17 protein-coding genes are annotated in these 16,743 nt (G+C 48.7%); all 17 read right to left on the reverse strand.

All coding sequences use genetic code 11. The features are described 5' to 3' along the window. Positions 1 to 16: 16 nt before the first annotated feature. The 17 genes from CLFS41_RS23215 to CLFS41_RS23295 all read right to left on the reverse strand — a co-directional run bounded on the left by CLFS41_RS23215 (position 17) and on the right by CLFS41_RS23295 (position 16,590). The gene (locus tag CLFS41_RS23215; protein ID WP_007865894.1) at positions 17 to 1,006 is read right to left on the reverse strand and encodes an ABC transporter permease; all 990 of its coding nucleotides are present in this window, start codon (positions 1,004 to 1,006) and stop codon (positions 17 to 19) included. Positions 1,007 to 1,015: 9 nt separating this feature from the next. Then, complete coding sequence (locus CLFS41_RS23220; RefSeq protein WP_045093589.1) at positions 1,016 to 2,512, reverse strand: sugar ABC transporter ATP-binding protein; 1,497 nt, start codon at positions 2,510 to 2,512, stop codon at positions 1,016 to 1,018. A 34-nt stretch (positions 2,513 to 2,546) separates the two neighbouring features. Beyond that, positions 2,547 to 3,623 carry a substrate-binding domain-containing protein gene (locus CLFS41_RS23225; RefSeq protein ID WP_045093590.1) on the reverse strand — a complete coding sequence of 359 codons (1,077 nt, stop codon included), beginning with the start codon at positions 3,621 to 3,623 and terminating at the stop codon, positions 2,547 to 2,549. A 244-nt stretch (positions 3,624 to 3,867) separates the two neighbouring features. Next, positions 3,868 to 5,067 carry an ROK family protein gene (locus CLFS41_RS23230; protein ID WP_045093591.1) on the reverse strand — a complete coding sequence of 400 codons (1,200 nt, stop codon included), beginning with the start codon at positions 5,065 to 5,067 and terminating at the stop codon, positions 3,868 to 3,870. Between the two features lie 288 nt (positions 5,068 to 5,355). Beyond that, positions 5,356 to 6,357 carry a 3-dehydro-L-gulonate 2-dehydrogenase gene (gene yiaK, locus CLFS41_RS23235; protein WP_040416971.1) on the reverse strand — a complete coding sequence of 334 codons (1,002 nt, stop codon included), beginning with the start codon at positions 6,355 to 6,357 and terminating at the stop codon, positions 5,356 to 5,358. A 139-nt stretch (positions 6,358 to 6,496) separates the two neighbouring features. Then, positions 6,497 to 6,970, reverse strand: a complete 474-nt coding sequence (locus CLFS41_RS23240; protein WP_007865884.1) for a YhcH/YjgK/YiaL family protein — start codon at positions 6,968 to 6,970, stop codon at positions 6,497 to 6,499. Between the two features lie 361 nt (positions 6,971 to 7,331). Beyond that, entirely contained in the window at positions 7,332 to 8,321 is a 990-nt protein-coding gene (locus tag CLFS41_RS23245; protein ID WP_007865882.1) for a LacI family DNA-binding transcriptional regulator, read from the reverse strand. Between the two features lie 118 nt (positions 8,322 to 8,439). Beyond that, positions 8,440 to 9,267 carry a DNA-formamidopyrimidine glycosylase family protein gene (locus tag CLFS41_RS23250; RefSeq protein WP_007865880.1) on the reverse strand — a complete coding sequence of 276 codons (828 nt, stop codon included), beginning with the start codon at positions 9,265 to 9,267 and terminating at the stop codon, positions 8,440 to 8,442. A gap of 57 nt (positions 9,268 to 9,324) precedes the next feature. After that, positions 9,325 to 9,840, reverse strand: a complete 516-nt coding sequence (locus tag CLFS41_RS23255; protein WP_007865876.1) for a GNAT family N-acetyltransferase — start codon at positions 9,838 to 9,840, stop codon at positions 9,325 to 9,327. Positions 9,841 to 10,060: 220 nt separating this feature from the next. Then, on the reverse strand, positions 10,061 to 10,828 hold the full coding sequence (locus CLFS41_RS23260; RefSeq protein WP_007865873.1) for a DeoR/GlpR family DNA-binding transcription regulator: 768 nt from the start codon (positions 10,826 to 10,828) through the stop codon (positions 10,061 to 10,063). Positions 10,829 to 10,913: 85 nt separating this feature from the next. Next, positions 10,914 to 12,002 (reverse strand): SIS domain-containing protein, encoded by a 1,089-nt coding sequence (locus CLFS41_RS23265; RefSeq protein ID WP_045093592.1) that lies wholly within the window; start codon positions 12,000 to 12,002, stop codon positions 10,914 to 10,916. 21 nt (positions 12,003 to 12,023) lie between these two features. Further along, positions 12,024 to 12,743, reverse strand: coding sequence for a TatD family hydrolase (locus CLFS41_RS23270; protein WP_007865868.1), 720 nt, complete (start codon positions 12,741 to 12,743; stop codon positions 12,024 to 12,026). After that, the gene (locus CLFS41_RS23275) at positions 12,744 to 13,475 is read right to left on the reverse strand and encodes an amidohydrolase family protein (protein ID WP_007865867.1); all 732 of its coding nucleotides are present in this window, start codon (positions 13,473 to 13,475) and stop codon (positions 12,744 to 12,746) included. Between the two features lie 62 nt (positions 13,476 to 13,537). Beyond that, positions 13,538 to 14,554: an SIS domain-containing protein gene (locus CLFS41_RS23280; RefSeq protein ID WP_045093593.1), complete on the reverse strand. Its 1,017-nt coding sequence runs from the start codon at positions 14,552 to 14,554 to the stop codon at positions 13,538 to 13,540. Then, entirely contained in the window at positions 14,551 to 14,889 is a 339-nt protein-coding gene (locus CLFS41_RS23285; protein WP_007865861.1) for a PTS lactose/cellobiose transporter subunit IIA, read from the reverse strand. The genes CLFS41_RS23280 and CLFS41_RS23285 overlap by 4 nt, the downstream gene beginning before the upstream one ends. A gap of 18 nt (positions 14,890 to 14,907) precedes the next feature. After that, positions 14,908 to 15,243: a hypothetical protein gene (locus CLFS41_RS23290; RefSeq protein WP_045093594.1), complete on the reverse strand. Its 336-nt coding sequence runs from the start codon at positions 15,241 to 15,243 to the stop codon at positions 14,908 to 14,910. Between the two features lie 69 nt (positions 15,244 to 15,312). After that, the gene (locus tag CLFS41_RS23295) at positions 15,313 to 16,590 is read right to left on the reverse strand and encodes a PTS transporter subunit EIIC (protein ID WP_007865855.1); all 1,278 of its coding nucleotides are present in this window, start codon (positions 16,588 to 16,590) and stop codon (positions 15,313 to 15,315) included. Positions 16,591 to 16,743: the final 153 nt, after the last annotated feature.

A 16,743-nucleotide genomic window follows, 5' to 3' on the forward strand; every position in this document is an offset into this window, starting at 1 on the left:
TCCTTTCTGCAACGCATCAGCCCTTGCTCTTTTCTTTCTTTATGTAATCAATATAGACTGCCAGGAGAACCACAAGGCCTTTTACAACATATTGCCAGGATGAATCAATGCCTAATAAGTTCATGCCATTGTTCAGCACGCCTATGACCAGACACCCGATAATAGTACCGCTGATCCGCCCAACTCCTCCTGTCATGCTGGTTCCTCCCAGTACAACAGCTGAGATAGCATCCATTTCAGCGCCGTCACCTACGCTGAACTGCCCTGAAAAGGTCCTGGCCGCGCTCAAGACCCCGGCGCATGACGCGAACAGTCCTGACAGGGTAAATATCCAAAAGGTAATTCTCTTGGCATTGATACCGCTGTATTCAGCCGCCTGCCGGTTATCCCCTACCGCATATATGTTTCTTCCGAATTTAGTCCGGTTCAGAATGATTGCCGTTATCACCACTACTATGATCATAAATACGATCTGTATTGGTATACTGCCAAATATTTTTCCGCTGCCGATCCAGATAAACAGATCATCATCCACCAGTATAGTGGTGGCCTTGGTATAGATACGTGCAAATCCACGTCCTATGTTCATCATTGCCAAGGTCACAATAAACGGAGGAATCTTTGTGTTGGATATGATCACTCCATTAACAGCCCCCACTGCCGTGCCGATGGCAATAGCCAGAATAATGGCTGCTGCGGATGGTATCCCGTTATTTGTTATAAACCCGGCACTCAGACAGCCTGATATTGCTATGATCGACCCCACAGAAAGGTCAATTCCCCCTATCAGAATTACCATGGTCATACCGCATGCCAAAAATACATTGACTGAAATCTGCCTCATCACATTAAAGATGTTCCTGGTTGTGGCAAAAGAATCCGTAATCACAGTCAGGGCAATACACATGATGGCAAAACCAATTAATATACCCAAATTCCCCTTTACCATTTGTATCATTTCATTGGAAGAATCTCTTCTTATACTTTTTACCTCTGCGCTTTTCATGACTGCCTCCTAAACTGTTCCTACTTCTGTTGTGGCCAGCATCATTATCCGTTCCTGGCTGAACTCTTCTCTGGAAATAACACCGGTACTGTATCCTCTGCACAATGTAACAATGCGATCACTCATATTAATCAATTCCGGCAATTCAGAGGATACCATAATGATCGACAGTCCGTTTTTTGCCAGATCATTGATCAGCGAATAGATCTCCGCCTTTGTCTTAACATCGACTCCTCTTGTAGGTTCATCCAGAATCAAGATCCGCTTTGCGGAAAGAAGCCACTTTCCAATCAAAACCTTCTGCTGGTTGCCACCGCTGAGATTACCTACAACCTGATTACGCCCTGTGACCTTTATCTGGATATCTCGGATCATCCCATCAACAATTCCGATTTCCTTTTTTCCATTATATTTTAGCCGGTGGAAAAGCTGGTCCAAAATTGTGATGGTGGTATTAAACTGAACATCCTGTTTAAGGAACAGGCCTGCCCCCTTCCTGTCCTCAGGAACAAAACCGATCCCAGCCTCCATGGCCTTTCCGGCTGTATTAAAATCCACCTGTTTCCCGTCCATCCAGATGGTTCCGCCTGTTTTTTTCCTCAAGCCGAAAATACATTCCATGGTTTCACTTCTGCCAGCACCAACAAGGCCGGCCAATCCCAGGATTTCCCCCTGGCAAAGGTCAAAGCTTACATCCTTTACAACCTTCCCATCGGAAAGGTGTAGAGCCTTAAAGACCACCTGATCGGAAGCCTTATTATTCTTTATGTAATAACTGGAAAGTTCACGGCCCACCATCATAGCCACCAGCTGGGAACGTTCCGTTTCCTTTGTAACTACAGTGCCCACATTCGTACCGTCACGCAGTACCGCCACCTGATCCGTTATCTCATAAAGCTCATCCAGCCGATGGGATATATATATGATTCCAACCCCTTCCGACCGCAATCTGCGTATCATATCAAACAGGATCTCCACCTCGTGGGAAGACAGGGAAGACGTAGGTTCGTCCATGACAATGATCCTGGCCCCAAAGGAAACCGCCCTGACAATCTCTACCATCTGCTGCTGGGCAATTGTCAAATGCCCAAGTATCTCACCCGCATCAAACCCCAGATTATACTGGCCCAGTTTTTCCTGGGCAGCCTGGGTCTGGGACTTTAAGGACAGAAAGCCTCCTTTTGCACACAGTTCATTACCCATAAAAATATTTTCTGCAATGGACAGGTCTTTGGCCAGCATCAGTTCCTGATGAATGATACTGATTCCGAATTTTCTAGCTTCATCCACACTATTTATACCGGCCGCCTGACCTTGAATGAATATTTCCCCGGAGTCCTTGGTGTAAATGCCTCCTAATATTTTTATTAAAGTAGATTTGCCGGCACCATTTTCACCTAATAATGCAAGCACCTCACCTTCGTGGAGTTCCAGACTTACATCCTGAAGCACCAGATTGCTGCCAAAGCTTTTATTGATATTTTTCATTTCCAATAAAATGCCCATAACTACTTCCTCTCTGTCTTATCAACCGCGGATTTTACTGCCAGTCAGATCCGGCATACTGATCAATATTAGTCGCATCGATCGCAAATGTGGGAACCAGGGTTTCCTTTTCATAGTTCTCGCCTTCCAGAATCTTATATGCAATTTCAGCGCTTTCCTTTCCAACGGTAAAGGGCGACTGTGCCGCACTCATTTTCCAGATGCCATCGGCCCCGTCCTTTTTGATCGCTGCCTTTGACTCCGGTCCTCCATTGGCACTGTAGATACCCACTTTTTCACCGGACGCCTTAACCGCAGAATAAGCTCCCTGGGCACATTCATCATTGATGCAGTAAATAGCCACTAGATCACTGTTGGCCTGAAGGATATCCTCTGTTGTTGACAATCCGGTTTCCGGCTTTCCTCCGGCATCCAGTCTGGCAGCCACCTCAAATCCCTTTCCTTCAATTGTATCTAACAAACCCTGGATCCGCTGTGCAGCCGCATTATCGTTTGTCCTGTCCAGGATAGCAATCTTTCCGCCTTCCGGATGATCCTTGATCATGGATTCCCCTGCAACCTTTCCGGCCGAGTAATGGTCCGTTGCCACAAAGGCTGTCACCATATCCAGATCTGCCACTGCAAGGTCAAAATTCACAACCGGAATGCCTGCCTCCTGTAAAAGTTTAAGTGCGGGACCTGCCGCCTCTGCGTCAACCGGATTGTAGAAAACACAATCCACATCCTGAGCAATGAAGTCCTCAATAACCCCCAGCTGATAGTTACTGTCTGTCTTTCCCTCAACTCTGATCACTTCTCCGCCCTTTTCATTCACAACCTCCATTACACCATCATAGCATGCATCAAAAAATGAACCGGCCGCCCATTCAGTAAACCCAAATTTATATGTTTTCTTTTCTCCCTCCTCTGTTCCCTCTGCTGTCCTTTCTGTCTGTGATCCAGACTGGTCTGCGCTTGTCTCTTTTTCGCTTGTTCGAGCTGCAGTCGTATCTGCTTTTACTTCTTCCTGCTTTGCTGTGGTTGCCTCCGCCTTTGCCCCATTTCCGCATCCTGTCAATGCCATAGTCACCAGACTCACACCAATTACCATGTTTCTCAAATACTTTGTCATAATCCCTCTCCTTTTCATTCATTGCATGAATTAGTTAATTGATTTAACTCAGTATCATAATACTACCATTCACTATATTTGTCAATTGAATTAACTATTAAATCCTTTTTTTGTGTATATTATATAAAGATACCAACTTTTTTTCATGCAAAAAGCCGGTATCCGATCAAAATAAATTAATTACTTTGTCTGCTACCGGCTTTTCTCATCCATAATCTTTCCATGCATATTTAATTCTGCAAATTCATTTAACTAAATATAACTCTAAATTTCCCAATACTTCATTGATGCAGATCGCACCGATCCCATGGAGAACAGAATCCTTCACTGCTTTGCTGACCTTGACTTTTAAATTTGAATACACTTCAGGCAAAAGCCGTTCTTTCAGGACATGGTCCACTTCCTCCAGCATAATATCATCATTTATGTGGCTCATTTCATCTCCCAGAATGATCACACTGGGATTAAAACTGTTCACCACATTCACCAGCCCGTACCCCAGATAGCTGCATTCTGTCCGAAATTCATCCATGGCGGCCATATCCCCAACCTCTATCATTTCTCCAATCTGACCCAGATCATACTGTTCGCCTCTCCCCCGTTTTCTTGCAATATTCCTTGCCAGGACAATACTGGAGCAGTATTTCTCCAGACATCCCCTGTTACCGCATTCACATCTGGGTCCATCATAATTAATGGTAGTATGCCCGATTTCCCCTGCAATGCCCAATTCTCCCTTTATGATCTCACCATGATAGACAATGCCGGCACCCACGCCCTGTCCTATAGCGACATAAATAAGTGAACTGTTTTTATCAATGGTTTTATCATACCATATTTGTGCATATGCTCCCGCATTGGCATCGTGCTCCATAAAAACCGGGTATGAAAAATGTTTTTCCAATTCTTCCTTAAACGCCATATTCCCCCATCCTGCAGTCTCTGTAAGAACGGCGATCTTTCCCTCCTGTTTTATAAACGGCCCCGGAATAGCCATACCGATCGCAAGGATCTTATCCGGCTCAACCTGGTCCACCACAGCGTGAATATTATTGATAATATATTCCATGGTCCTGTCCGGGCTCTGTCCGGACTCGATCTGCTGCTGTTTCATATAGATTAGCCTGCCATTGATACTGAATAATCCTATCTTAAAATTACGCCTGGCCAAACGTATGCCTATTACATAATAGCTGTCCTCAGCCAGAGTGATGCCTATGGATCTCCTGCCTTTATCCCCCTGCATAAGGCCAACTTCCCTTACACATCCCCAGCTGATAAAATCATTGACTATATATGTAACTGTAGCCTTCTTAAGACCGGACAATTTTGCCAGGTTAGCGCGGGAACAGACCCCCTGTTCCTTTAGAAGTTTTATGATTAGTGTACGGTTCATAGACTGAATACTGTCCTGGTTTACTCCTTTTAAATCATTACCCGCCATTGTACTCTCTCCCATTGGTTAATTCGTTGAATTAGGTTAATCATAACTTAAATATAGAATTCTGTCAATAAACCGATTGAAAATACCGCACATAGAACGTGAAATTTATATGGCTCCTACTGCTCTCCACTAAAAAATCAGGAGTCCCTATAAGAGGGAAACGTAAAAAGCCCGCCAACAGGCGGGCCTGAAATGCTAACCATGCTATCTTCTCATCTTGTTATCCCAGCGGCAATCCCGCTCCACTTTCAGTCCTTAGTGTACGCTCGGAGACTGCGAGAGCACACCTTACATAGCCAATACCTGATTCCACTTCTCCTCGATCACAGGAATACCATTGGCCAGATTATCCTGGATGGTCAGGGCCTCGGGCTCTCCGGGATAAAGTACGTCCCTGCCCTCCTCCACCGGTTCGGAGGACTTAACATCTGCTACGATCTGATCCACGATCTCATCTGTCAATTCCACTGAGTTGGCCTTTGTAGGGTCAATGGCGATCATGACCTGGGTCAGCCCCACCTCGTCCCCAAAGGTTCCAATGGTCTGCACGGAATTGCCGTTTGTAAGTACAGTGGCGATCAGGTCCAGAGCGATGGAGATTCCGCTTCCCTTCCAATAACCCATGGGAAGCACCCTCCAGGTCTTCTCAATCTCTGCCGGATCAGTGGTCAGTTTTCCCTTTGTATCATATCCGCCTGGAACCGGAAGTTCAATCCCCTTTAATTTGCAGTCTTCGATCTTTCCATAGGAGAACTGGGATACCGCACAGTCAATGACCACATGCTGTCCATTGCTTCTGGGCACTGCAAAGATAATGGGGTTATTTCCGATCTTTCTGTCTTTGCCTCCCCATGCCGGCATGTTCGGGCATGTATTGGACCAGCAGATCCCTATGCAGCCCTGGTCTGCTGCCTGAAAACCATAGCTTCCGCCCCTCATCCAGTGGTTGTTGTTCCCAAGGGCTACCAGGCCGATCCCGTATTCCTTTGCCAGTTCACAGGCCCTGTCCATTGCAAGCTTTGCATTTAACGGGCCAAATCCCCTGTGTCCGTTCCAGCGCTCAAATGCCCCCAGCTTTAATTCGCACTCTGCCACAATGTCCGGATCGATCTCACCCTTTTCCAGATACTCCACCACCCTGGGAAAACGGTTCAATCCATGGGAGTACACGCCGGCCAGGCTGTTCTGGGCAAAAATAGTTGCCGCTGCCCGGGCCCGGTCCTCTTTGAATCCTTTCTTTTTAAGTACACGCTCAAACTCGCTTACCATTGTCTCATAGGGAATTCTCATCATCTTTATATCCTCCTGTTTAATATATTCGCAGTTTTACAATCATTTACAGTTGTTGCAATCGATTGCCAAAACAATCGAAGGAAAAGAGTCTGTGTTTGATCACCACAAACCCTGTCGTCATAAAGCCCGGCTTATCCTACAGCGTGCTCATCCTTATCTTGATAACGATCTTCTTTATATCCTCAGGCCCATCCACCTGGCAAAAGGGGCGGTGTACATCCTCAGGGAAAAATATTCCATAGGAGCCCGGCACCAGGGGAAGCATCACCTCGCCCGAACCGGGATTCTCCTTATAATACAAGGTATCCTTTTCCTCCAGACAGTCCTTTAATACCTCATTATCACCCCTGTCCGGATAAAATCCCATATATTCCCTGCCGGAGACCATGTACTGCAGTTCCGCATATTCCCGGTGCACTTCAGGGAGCTTTTCCTCCCGGCTTCCGGTACGGCGCTGATTGATCAATACAATAAAATCATCCCCATCCTGAGGATAACGGCCTTCCTCCATCCCGGATACGTCCGTATCCCTGCAATAGGCAATGGCCCTTTGTATCTGTTTTGAATATGCGGCCTCGCTTTCCCTGGCATTGATATGTCCTAATATCATGGTTTACCTCTTTCCGGTTTTGTTGAAGATTCATATCGTTTATTTGAAATAAAAATGCTTTGCAATCGATTGCTATTTATGTACAAATCATATCACAACTGGTATGTGTTTTCAAGTCTATTTTTATTGTCTTATTTACTGTATTTACTCAACAAATATTGTGCATTTTATCCAGAAAATGCCCGATCTGTTTATTGATCTGTTCCACATTCTGCAATCGATATCGTTTTACATATAAAAGCAGGGATGCAGTCCTGTTAATATAACCCCAGGACACATCCCTTCCATATGATCTTTCTACCAGCTCCTATGCGTTTACGGGCCTTACACGCTTACGGGCCTTATTACATACCCGCAGCCCTTACGTGCTTTCCCTTTCCACAATCCGTGAAAACAGCATGATCCGATCGGGATTCTCCCTGCCCTCCAGACTGTCAAACAATATCCTTGCAGCCTCCAGGCTCATTTCCACCATCCGGTTATTTAATGAGGTAAGCTTGGGATAGCAGATATCACAGTATTTGGAATTATCCACTCCAATCACGGCAACCTGTTCCGGCACCTTTATATTCCGGTCCACCAGAGCCCGTATGGCGCTTACCGCCGACAGATCCTCCCCGAAAATAACCCCTTCCACATCAGGATGGTCCTCTAGGATCCGCTCCATCATGGCATATCCGTCCTCAAGCGTGGTAGGGCATTCATAAATCCAAAGTTCCTCCCGTTTAAAGCCGCGGCGCTCCATCCCCTGCACAAATCCCTGCTCCTTGGAAAGACTGCTCTTGGTGTGGCTGGGACGCACAAAGGCAAGCTTCTCATGCCCTTTCACGCGCATCAGCTCCACGCAGTTCTCCACGCCTTCCCGCTCATCCACCAGGACCCCCTTTACATTGGGCAGGTTCAGGTATCCGTTGGTCATTATCACCGGAACGGCGGAAAGACCAGCATCCAGGGCCCGTTTCACGGCTTCTGTTTCAAAAGTGGAGCCAACCAGTATGACTCCGTCCACCCGCCTCTGCGCCAGTACCTTAACGGCCTCCACCTTTTTGTCATCCGTGAGGCCGGTATTCAGTATCAGGCTGCAGTAGCCGTGCTTTCCCATCTCCTCCTCAATATAGTAGGCGATATCCACATGATGAGCATACCGGATATCCTCAATCAGTATGCCGATCATACGGCTGGCCTTATTCACCAGCCCTCTTGCCGTCTCATTGGGGCTGTAATCATACTGCTCCAGCAGTGCCAGAATCTGCTTCCTTGTTTCTTCCTTGATGCCCGGTTTGTTATTCACCACCCGGGATACCGTACTGGCGGAAACCCCGGCGATCCTGGCAATATCATAAATAGTCATAGCCCTCTGCCCTTTCCCCTGCCTATACCCTGCAGCTGTATCCTGCAATCGATTTCTAAATAAAAATATTGTAGCACGGGAACGCATTTCCCGCAACCCCCATCATGCTTCCGGGACGCTAGTCAAGGGGCTGGCACACCGGGCAATAATACACTGCACCTCCCAGATAAGATTCCTTTATAATTCTTCCCCCGCAAACAGGGCATCCCTTGTCCCACGTATTCTTGGACATCACTGTCTTATACCCGCCTGCATGTCCCAGCAGATCCTTTTCCGTATCCCTTCCGCCCTTTGCCGTCATATCCGCCATCACATCCTTTATGGCTGAAAACACCCGCGCGGCATCCTCGCCGGACCAGGCGGCAAGCTTTCTTTTAGGATGCATCCTGGCTTTGAACAGAATATCCTGAAGGCACCCATTGCCCAGGCCCGGAATCCTCTGCTCCGTGGCCAGAAATGCCTTGGCGCTGACGGAAGGCTTTACCGATCTCATCATATTTCCAAAATACTCCAGATTGAACCTGATGTCCATGGGAGATATTCCTTCACGGCTCCTGACGTAATATTCGTTGTCATAATCTTTGCCGTGACAAATGATCCCCCCATACATTGCCACAGAAAACACCAGAGCGGACCCATCCAGGAACTCTGCCATCAGCTGATATTTCGGCGGCCTTTTATCCCCCGGTTCCACCAGCCTTACATTTACGCCATCGTTAAATGCCAGGCTCATGTCATCCTCCAGTTCGAGTTCTCCATAAATGCCGAATGCATCTGCCCCCGCCACACGTTTTCCTGCCAGACGCTCATGATAGCGCTCCGGTTCCCCGTTAAACCAGCAAAATTTATGGGGCGAGGAAGGCGGATATACCCGGGCAATTGTCCTCCCAACCACATACTGCTCCAAATCCTTTTTATATGTAAGTGCTTCCGGTAATTCGATCATACTGACTCCTTCTGTATATTTACGGATAACAACGCATCACTTCCGGCCCCATATCACTCAGAGATCCTTTACCATCACATAATTGGTAAGCATCTGCCCTCTCCGCTCCACCTGCTGTTCCTTCACTACCCTGTAACCCCTCTGTTCAAAAAAGGGTCTGGCCGTAATTGACGCATGGGTCGTGACCCTATGGGACGTGGCCGTATCGGACGTGACCTCATGGGGCGAACCATCCCTGTCCCCGGCCATGCCCTTCTCCCTGTACCACTGTTCCATACAGTCGCACAGCGCCCTGCCGATCCCCTTTCCCTGATGATCCCTGTGCACGTACAGCCGGTCCAGATAACCGTCCTTTGCCATGTCCCCAAATCCCACCAGCGTTCCATTGTCCTCCGCTATCACTGTAAAATGCTCCAGGAAAGACCGGTTCCAGACATCCGGATCCACATGTCCGTCTGCCCATGCACAAACCTGCTCCTCTGTGTAATCCCTGCGGTTCACTGTATGTACGGTGTCATAAAAAAGTTCTGACATCCCGCCGCAGTCCTTGGACTGATATTGCCTTAGTTTCATTGCTTCCTCCTGTCTTCATACCGCCTGCACGCAATGCCGTACATGGGCTGCTTTTTTATGCGCGGATTATAGGATCAGTATACCACAAAAACAGCCTGGGGACAGCAAAAGCAGTTCATAAGAAGAACCCGGTAAGAACTTGTTCCTACCGGGCTGTCCCTGTCATACACGATTTCTCATCTGTTCAATGGGCCTTATGGTTTAATATCCCAAACACGCTCTACGCTACAATAATCTCCCGTCCCAGGCCCTCATACCGCCTAATCACCTCCTGGCTCAGCCCGCTGTCCGTGATAAAGGTATCCACCTCATTCAGCCTGGCCACCTTGGTAAATGCCGTACGGTCAAACTTAGAAGAGTCCGCCAGGCAGACCACCCTGTCCGCCGCATCGATAAATGCCCTCTTAGTGAAATTATCCCCGTAATTAAAAATCATCAGCCCTTCCTTCACGTCAACGGTACTGGTTCCCAGGAACAATTTGCTGACGCGGTACTTCTTAAGGAACTGGATCGCATCCTCTCCCGTGACAATGTAGGAATCACTGTCCCTGCGCACCAGCCCGCCTATGATGTAAAGGGTGATATTGGGTTTATACATCAGTTCATTCACGATCAAAAGATCATTGGTCAGTACGGTTACCCGAAAATCCCCCAACAGCTTTGCCACCTCCTGGGTGGTGCTTCCGTCATCCAGAAGGATCACGTCATTTTCCTCTATCAATGTCAGAGCCCGCCTTGCGATCACCTGCTTCTGCTCCAGATGTGATGTCCTGCGGGAGGAATCCTTATACCCCAGGGACAGTTCCTGGGTCTTAAGCACGGCCCCTCCATGGACACGCTCCAGAAGGTTCTGATTCTCCAGCTCTTTAAGGTCCAGCCTGACCGTCTTTTCCGTGACTTCAAGCCGTTGGCTCAGGGTCTTTACATCCGCCATGCCCTCTTCCTTTAGAATGCCCATGATCGTGTCCAGGCGTCTTTTTTGTATCATCCTGAATCCTCCCCTCTGATTTCAATATACCATAGGAAAAAGTCCTTATCAACCGCTTTTCTCCAGTCCAGGGGTGAAAACCAATCTATGTAACCCTCGTGTGCACAAAGTCCGTATAGTCGTCATTGGCTGCCCTGTTGGGATCCTGCCCCAGGGCCTCGGGCATAAATACGGAAAGGACCTGCACAGCCATGGTAATGGGAAGCACCGACTGTGTAAGGGGGTAATGATCCAGCTTCAGCACTTTTTCATGGCTTTCTTCACATCTTATATCCTCATTGCCCGCATAGAGCATCAGCACTTTTTCCGTTATGCCCAGCAGGTAGGAAAATGTTCCCATGGCCAGTTCTTTATAAATCCCATCCGTGCACAGCAGCAGGACGCTGGATCCCCTTCCGATGGAGCGGTGCATCCCATGGGAGAACTCCTCCAGATCATTGTACATGGTGGGAATACACATGGTCTCCATCAGCTTAAGCTGTCCCTCCATGGCCGTGCCGTAATTCATTCCTGTTCCCAGCACGTAGAGGTCCTGCATCTTCCAATCCATCCCATATCGGCTGCACCAATCCATGGTCCGCTCCATGGTACGATCCAGCCGTTTTACACACAGCCGCAGTTCCTCCAGGATATTCCTGCAGCTTTCCTGGTCCATACTGCCGTATTTCTGCCCATATCCGATGCCCATGATCATAAGGGCCAGAAGGGTACTGCTGTACCCCTTGGTCTTGGCATTGCTGTTCTCCCCGCCGCATCCCAGATACAGACACCGGTCCGCCAGACGGCTGATAGGAGAATCAGTTACCTGGGTGATCCCCACCACAGCAAAGCCCAGTTCCCTTGCATGGACAGCAGCCTCCAAAAGCCCTCTGCTGGTACCGGTCTGGCTGATAGCCACCACCATACATCGTTTCCTGTCCTCACACAAAAGGGAGTGGCAGCTGTGAATGAAATTGGCCGGCATATAGCCGTACACTCTGGCATTCATGCACCGGGACAGAAAATCCGACATCACCACAGCGCCGTTAAAGGAACTGCCATGGGCCACAATATAGATTGCATCCACCTGAGGAAGGGATCCGGCGCAGTCAAACAGTGCTTTGTCATCCAGCATCCGGCTGAGCGCCGCCTGTTCTTCCCTGATGTAATCCCACATGATACTTGTACCCTTCATCTTTCTCTCCCCTCAAGGCTCCTATCTGTATTCCATCCCCATGATCCTGGCCGCATTCCTTCCAAGCATCATTTCCAGATGTTCCTCATTCTTTGTCACGTAACGGATCTTATCCATCTCCTGTGTCTGGTCGCAGAAGGGGGCATCGGATGAAAACAGTATTTTTTCCGGTCCCAGCCGGTCATATGCCATCTGGATCACAGGCACATACGCCCCTGCCGTGCTGAGGTAAAAATTCGGAATTTCCCCGGCCAATTCTATGGCCCTCTCATACATTAAGGGAACCCCCATATGAAACAGCACCACAGGCACATCCGGAAAACTTTTTGCCATCTGGGCCCATTTGTCCGGAATAGAGAACATATCTGATTGTCCGTGAACTACCACACATTTGTTGTATTTACAACATAATTCAAAATATGGATCCAGCAAGCTGTGGCGGTCGGCTGAGTATCCAAAGCGTATGGCATTCATTTTCAATCCATAAAAATGATAATCACGGAAACATTTTTCCAGCTGCTCCTCACCGTCAATATCCCATGGATTAATGACCGCAAAACCAAAGGTCCTGTCCGGGAATTTCTGTACGGACTCATATATGTATTCGTTGTTCACCGTTTCCAGCTGGGAGCAGATCATGCACTTGTCCTCGCCGGACTGGTCCATGATCCGGATCAGGGATTCCACATGGTAATCCTCACCTTTTTTTATGCCAATATGTGCAAGCATGTCAATGATCATCTAGTCCACCTCCCCTATGCGGAATATCCTGGCTGCATTTTTCCACAAAACCTTTTCCTCCCCATCCGGGAAATTGACTGCCGCCTTTCTCACCTTTACCAGTTCCAGCTCATAGAATCCCGCATCCGGCGTGCCCGTTCCCAAAAGCACCTGGTCGATCCCCGCTGTTTTCATGGCTCTCAGAGTATTAAAATCCATACTGGAGGACGTTTCCAGGAATACATTCTTATGGCGTTTCCCCACCACGACCGCGCTTGCATTGTCGTACTGAAGTCCCATCCGCCCCATGATAATGTTGACGTCCGGATAATCCTCCGCGATCTGTTCAAAGAAAACAGGGTTGGAAAATACCTCCGCCGCCCCATAGCACCACACAGGCGCCTGGTGCTTCCTGCACACATCCAGCAGGGGATAGAACACTTCGCGCTCGCACAGCATGTAGCCGTGGCGGACCGGATCCATGTACAGCCCCTTAAACCCTTTTTCCTTCAATGCCTCCTCAAGCTCCCCGGCGCTGTCCGTTGACCAGGGATTTACCGTATAAAGGCCGATAAACCGGTCCGGATGGCCCGTGACCGCCCTGTATACGGATTCGTTGTCCATACTCTCCCCATAACAGTGGATTACCGCCATATCAATATGGTTTTTGTCCATCTCCTTTAACAGTTCCTCTGCTTTGATCTCCGGTTTGAACCGGTGGCGTCCCAGTGTATTTGATACATCAATAATCATGCAGATCTCCTCCTTTCTAAACGCTTACATGCCGGCCTGGCCACGGCAACTGCGGGGCCGGATCAATGGTCCTTTACCCAATCCGCTCCATACAGCATACCCAGAAATGTTTCAGCTGCAATGCTTTCCACAAGAGGCATCAGCGAATCCTGCACCCTGGGAAGCCGCACCACCATCAGGTTCTCCTGGAGTTTTATGGGAGTACATGTATAAAGCATCACTTTTCCCCCATGATCCAGTATGTAGTCTTTCATTTTCATTTCCTTTGTGCCTTCCAGAAAATCCGGAAAAAACATCTGGGCCAGGTACTTTGCCCCCAGCTTGGAACTGTGATACTGCCCGTGGGCATAATCCGCGCATTCCCACACGGCTGTACAATTATGCAGTCCCTCCCTGTAAGCCAGGGACAGCTGGCGCGCAGCCGCCAATGATGCGTCATTTGCAAGCAGGTCGTACAGAAGCGTGCCCTGGGCGAACTCAAACATGGGTCTGGTGTTTTCCTCCCAGTTTTCCAGCCACCGGCATGCCCAGTCCGCCGTCTTCCGGCACTCCTCCATGAACCCCTGGTCCAGTTCGCCTGTCAGCCTCCGGGCGACCAGATTGAGGATCAGCATGGTCAGCTCATATGTCTTGTTTGTCACGGAATACTCTTTGTCGGCATGGATCTGAAGCATAAAGCCGCATTCCTCTTTCAGAGGACTCTCCTCATAATTGTGGATACCCACCACTGTGGTAATCTGAGCGGCCTTCTTTGCTATCTCCACCACCTCAGGTGATTTTCCGGACTGGGAAATGATGATCACCAGGCAGCGGCTGTCAATCTGGTTAAACTGAAATCTGGACAGTTCAAAGGAACTGAATGCCAGGGCCGGGATTCCGTGTCCGGTGAGATAGCTTCTGACCGCATCTATGGCGTACAGGGAGCTTCCCATGCCGGTAAGGATCACACGGTTCATGGCCTTGGACTTAAAGCATTCGGCAATCGCATCCACAACTTCCCGGTCCACGGGCCAGTATTCCTTCAGGTAGCGTTTCAGAAGCATCCCCTGGGTACATACTTCCTCTATAAATCCATTCATTCTTTGACTCCTTCCCCTTTCCTGATCTTTGCCTTCACAATGGTCTTGATCATATCCTTTTCCGCCGTGCTGGTCATAAGAATGTCCATGGCATGGAGCAGAAGCATATTACAGGGGATCTCCTCCCCTCCTGCCTGGACGCTCATAAGCTTCAGGAACTGGATCTCATGGGCCTTTGAGAGATGATCCTCCGCTTCCTCTATTTTCTTCAGAGCCGCCTGATACTCATCCGCCACCATCAGTTCCACCGCCTCATACACCAGGGATCTCCCTTCCCCCGTATAGCCGATCATCTCCATGCAATGGGCTGCTAATTCTTCCAATGAAAGTGCCATTTACTCCATCCTCCCCTGTCACTCTTGGTAATGATCCAATACATCCAGAGCCTCCTTCAGGATCTCCCCGCCCTTTACCAGCCCATATTCACGCATCGGGATATTCATATAGGGGATATCCAGCCCAAGGCTCTTTACATACTCCATGATATCTCCGGTGGAGCTTTTAACCTGAGGGGCGATCAATATAATATCCAGCCCATTGTAATCCAATTCCCGGTAACGCAGGCTGGGCGAACAATGCACATCCGCCTCCACGCCGTATTCCCCCGCATGCCGGATGATACTGTCAACCACCAGTCCGCTGGACATGCCGGACGCACATAAAACCATCATTTTAACTTTTCTTGCCATTATCGCACACTCCTTTTTATTTCATTCCTGTGAACCGGTTCCTATAACCCCGCTTCTATAAGCCCGTTTCTATGAATTCTCCTCCTCGATCATCCTTGCCTCCCAGATCTTAGCAAATGGATAGTAGATGACAAAAAGTACGATCAGCAGCACCACCTGGGCAACCACACACCACACATCCCCTCCGGATGACAGGTATGGATTGATCAAAAGAGGCGTGGTCCACGGTGTCGGCACATAGGCTGCCGTGATCATCCCCAGCCTTGTGAGGAAATACGCAAACATGGATCCCACGATCCCCGACAGCATGAAAGGCACAAACATAATGGGGTTAAATGCAATGGGAGCGCCGAAGATAATGGGTTCATTGATATTAAAAATGCCGCAGGGCAAAGCCAGGTGAGCCACCTCCCTCAGGGTCGCGGACTTGGACTTCCACCAGATCAGGCACAGGGGCAGTGTACTGCCCACGCCTCCGATCATGATCCAGGTGTACACAAAGGGCTCTGTAAATACATGAGGCAAAGGCTGGCCGATCAGGGATGCTGCTGTATTCTCAGCAATATTGGTGATCAGCAGGGGATAACATACCCCCCATACAGTAAAGGATCCTCCATGGATTCCCACAAACCAGAGAAGCTGAAGCAAAATAACGCATACCAGCACGCCAAACCATGTATCCTGAAGCACCAGCAGGGGACTGATGATAATATTGAGGAACTGGGTCAGGTCAAATCCCAGTACCACCCGGGCGATCCAGAAAAAAGTTGCCAGAATGGACATGGGGACCAGGGCGCCAAAACTGGTTGCTATGTTGGCAGGTACGCCCTTGGGCATACGTATGGTCAGGTTCTTGTCATGGGCAAATTTCATAAATTCCGCCACGATCACGCTGACAATGATAATGGAAAACATACCCTTGACCGAAAGTCCGGTACAGTCCATGGTATTGGCGGAAAGATCAATGGGAGACACCACAATAAGAGAACATGCCACCGTCACAATGCTTCCAATGTTCTGGTCCAACCCATACATTTTAGCCATCTCCGCGCCAAGACTGATCGCCAGCCACAGACCGATAAAATTAAAGGTCATGGAATAGAGGACATTCAGCTTATCAGCATAGGGTGCAAACAGGTTTGCCAGTCCGGGAATCGGCAGGTTTGTAAGGATCAGCGGAACAGAACCCACGATGATAAACGGGATGATTCTGATATACGCGGTCCTGATCGCAGCCATATGCCTTTGGTTGCCGAACTTCACAAGGGGAGGCGCCACATACTTCTCAATCCACGCGCCAAACTGTTCCATCCTGGTCTCGAATTTACTCACTTTTCTTTCTGCCATCTCATTACCTCCTTTATACTGTTTTCTCTCACATCCGACATTTTCTTTTTAAACCTGAAATAACCGGGAGGGATCATTGATACAATGATCCTCCATACATGGAATCCATCCACACCCCCTATTGTTTATTATTGTTTGTTTTGTTCCTTTATG

The sequence above is a fragment of the Clostridium sp. FS41 genome (genome assembly GCF_000954015.1).
GTDB lineage: Bacteria > Bacillota > Clostridia > Lachnospirales > Lachnospiraceae > Enterocloster > Enterocloster citroniae.

Coding starts and splice junctions, on each gene's coding strand:
- CLFS41_RS23265 (WP_045093592.1), bottom strand. CDS start 12,002: ATGAAGGGTACAAGTATCATGTGGGATTACATCAGGGAAGAACAGGCG.
- CLFS41_RS23275 (WP_007865867.1), bottom strand. CDS start 13,475: ATGATTATTGATGTATCAAATACACTGGGACGCCACCGGTTCAAACCG.
- CLFS41_RS23220 (WP_045093589.1), bottom strand. CDS start 2,512: ATGGGCATTTTATTGGAAATGAAAAATATCAATAAAAGCTTTGGCAGC.
- yiaK (WP_040416971.1), bottom strand. CDS start 6,357: ATGAGAATTCCCTATGAGACAATGGTAAGCGAGTTTGAGCGTGTACTT.
- CLFS41_RS23255 (WP_007865876.1), bottom strand. CDS start 9,840: ATGAAACTAAGGCAATATCAGTCCAAGGACTGCGGCGGGATGTCAGAA.
- CLFS41_RS23285 (WP_007865861.1), bottom strand. CDS start 14,889: ATGGCACTTTCATTGGAAGAATTAGCAGCCCATTGCATGGAGATGATC.
- CLFS41_RS23230 (WP_045093591.1), bottom strand. CDS start 5,067: ATGGCGGGTAATGATTTAAAAGGAGTAAACCAGGACAGTATTCAGTCT.
- CLFS41_RS23225 (WP_045093590.1), bottom strand. CDS start 3,623: ATGACAAAGTATTTGAGAAACATGGTAATTGGTGTGAGTCTGGTGACT.
- CLFS41_RS23295 (WP_007865855.1), bottom strand. CDS start 16,590: ATGGCAGAAAGAAAAGTGAGTAAATTCGAGACCAGGATGGAACAGTTT.
- CLFS41_RS23280 (WP_045093593.1), bottom strand. CDS start 14,554: ATGAATGGATTTATAGAGGAAGTATGTACCCAGGGGATGCTTCTGAAA.
- CLFS41_RS23270 (WP_007865868.1), bottom strand. CDS start 12,743: ATGATCATTGACATGCTTGCACATATTGGCATAAAAAAAGGTGAGGAT.
- CLFS41_RS23290 (WP_045093594.1), bottom strand. CDS start 15,243: ATGGCAAGAAAAGTTAAAATGATGGTTTTATGTGCGTCCGGCATGTCC.
- CLFS41_RS23250 (WP_007865880.1), bottom strand. CDS start 9,267: ATGATCGAATTACCGGAAGCACTTACATATAAAAAGGATTTGGAGCAG.
- CLFS41_RS23240 (WP_007865884.1), bottom strand. CDS start 6,970: ATGATATTAGGACATATCAATGCCAGGGAAAGCGAGGCCGCATATTCA.
- CLFS41_RS23260 (WP_007865873.1), bottom strand. CDS start 10,828: ATGATACAAAAAAGACGCCTGGACACGATCATGGGCATTCTAAAGGAA.
- CLFS41_RS23245 (WP_007865882.1), bottom strand. CDS start 8,321: ATGACTATTTATGATATTGCCAGGATCGCCGGGGTTTCCGCCAGTACG.
- CLFS41_RS23215 (WP_007865894.1), bottom strand. CDS start 1,006: ATGAAAAGCGCAGAGGTAAAAAGTATAAGAAGAGATTCTTCCAATGAA.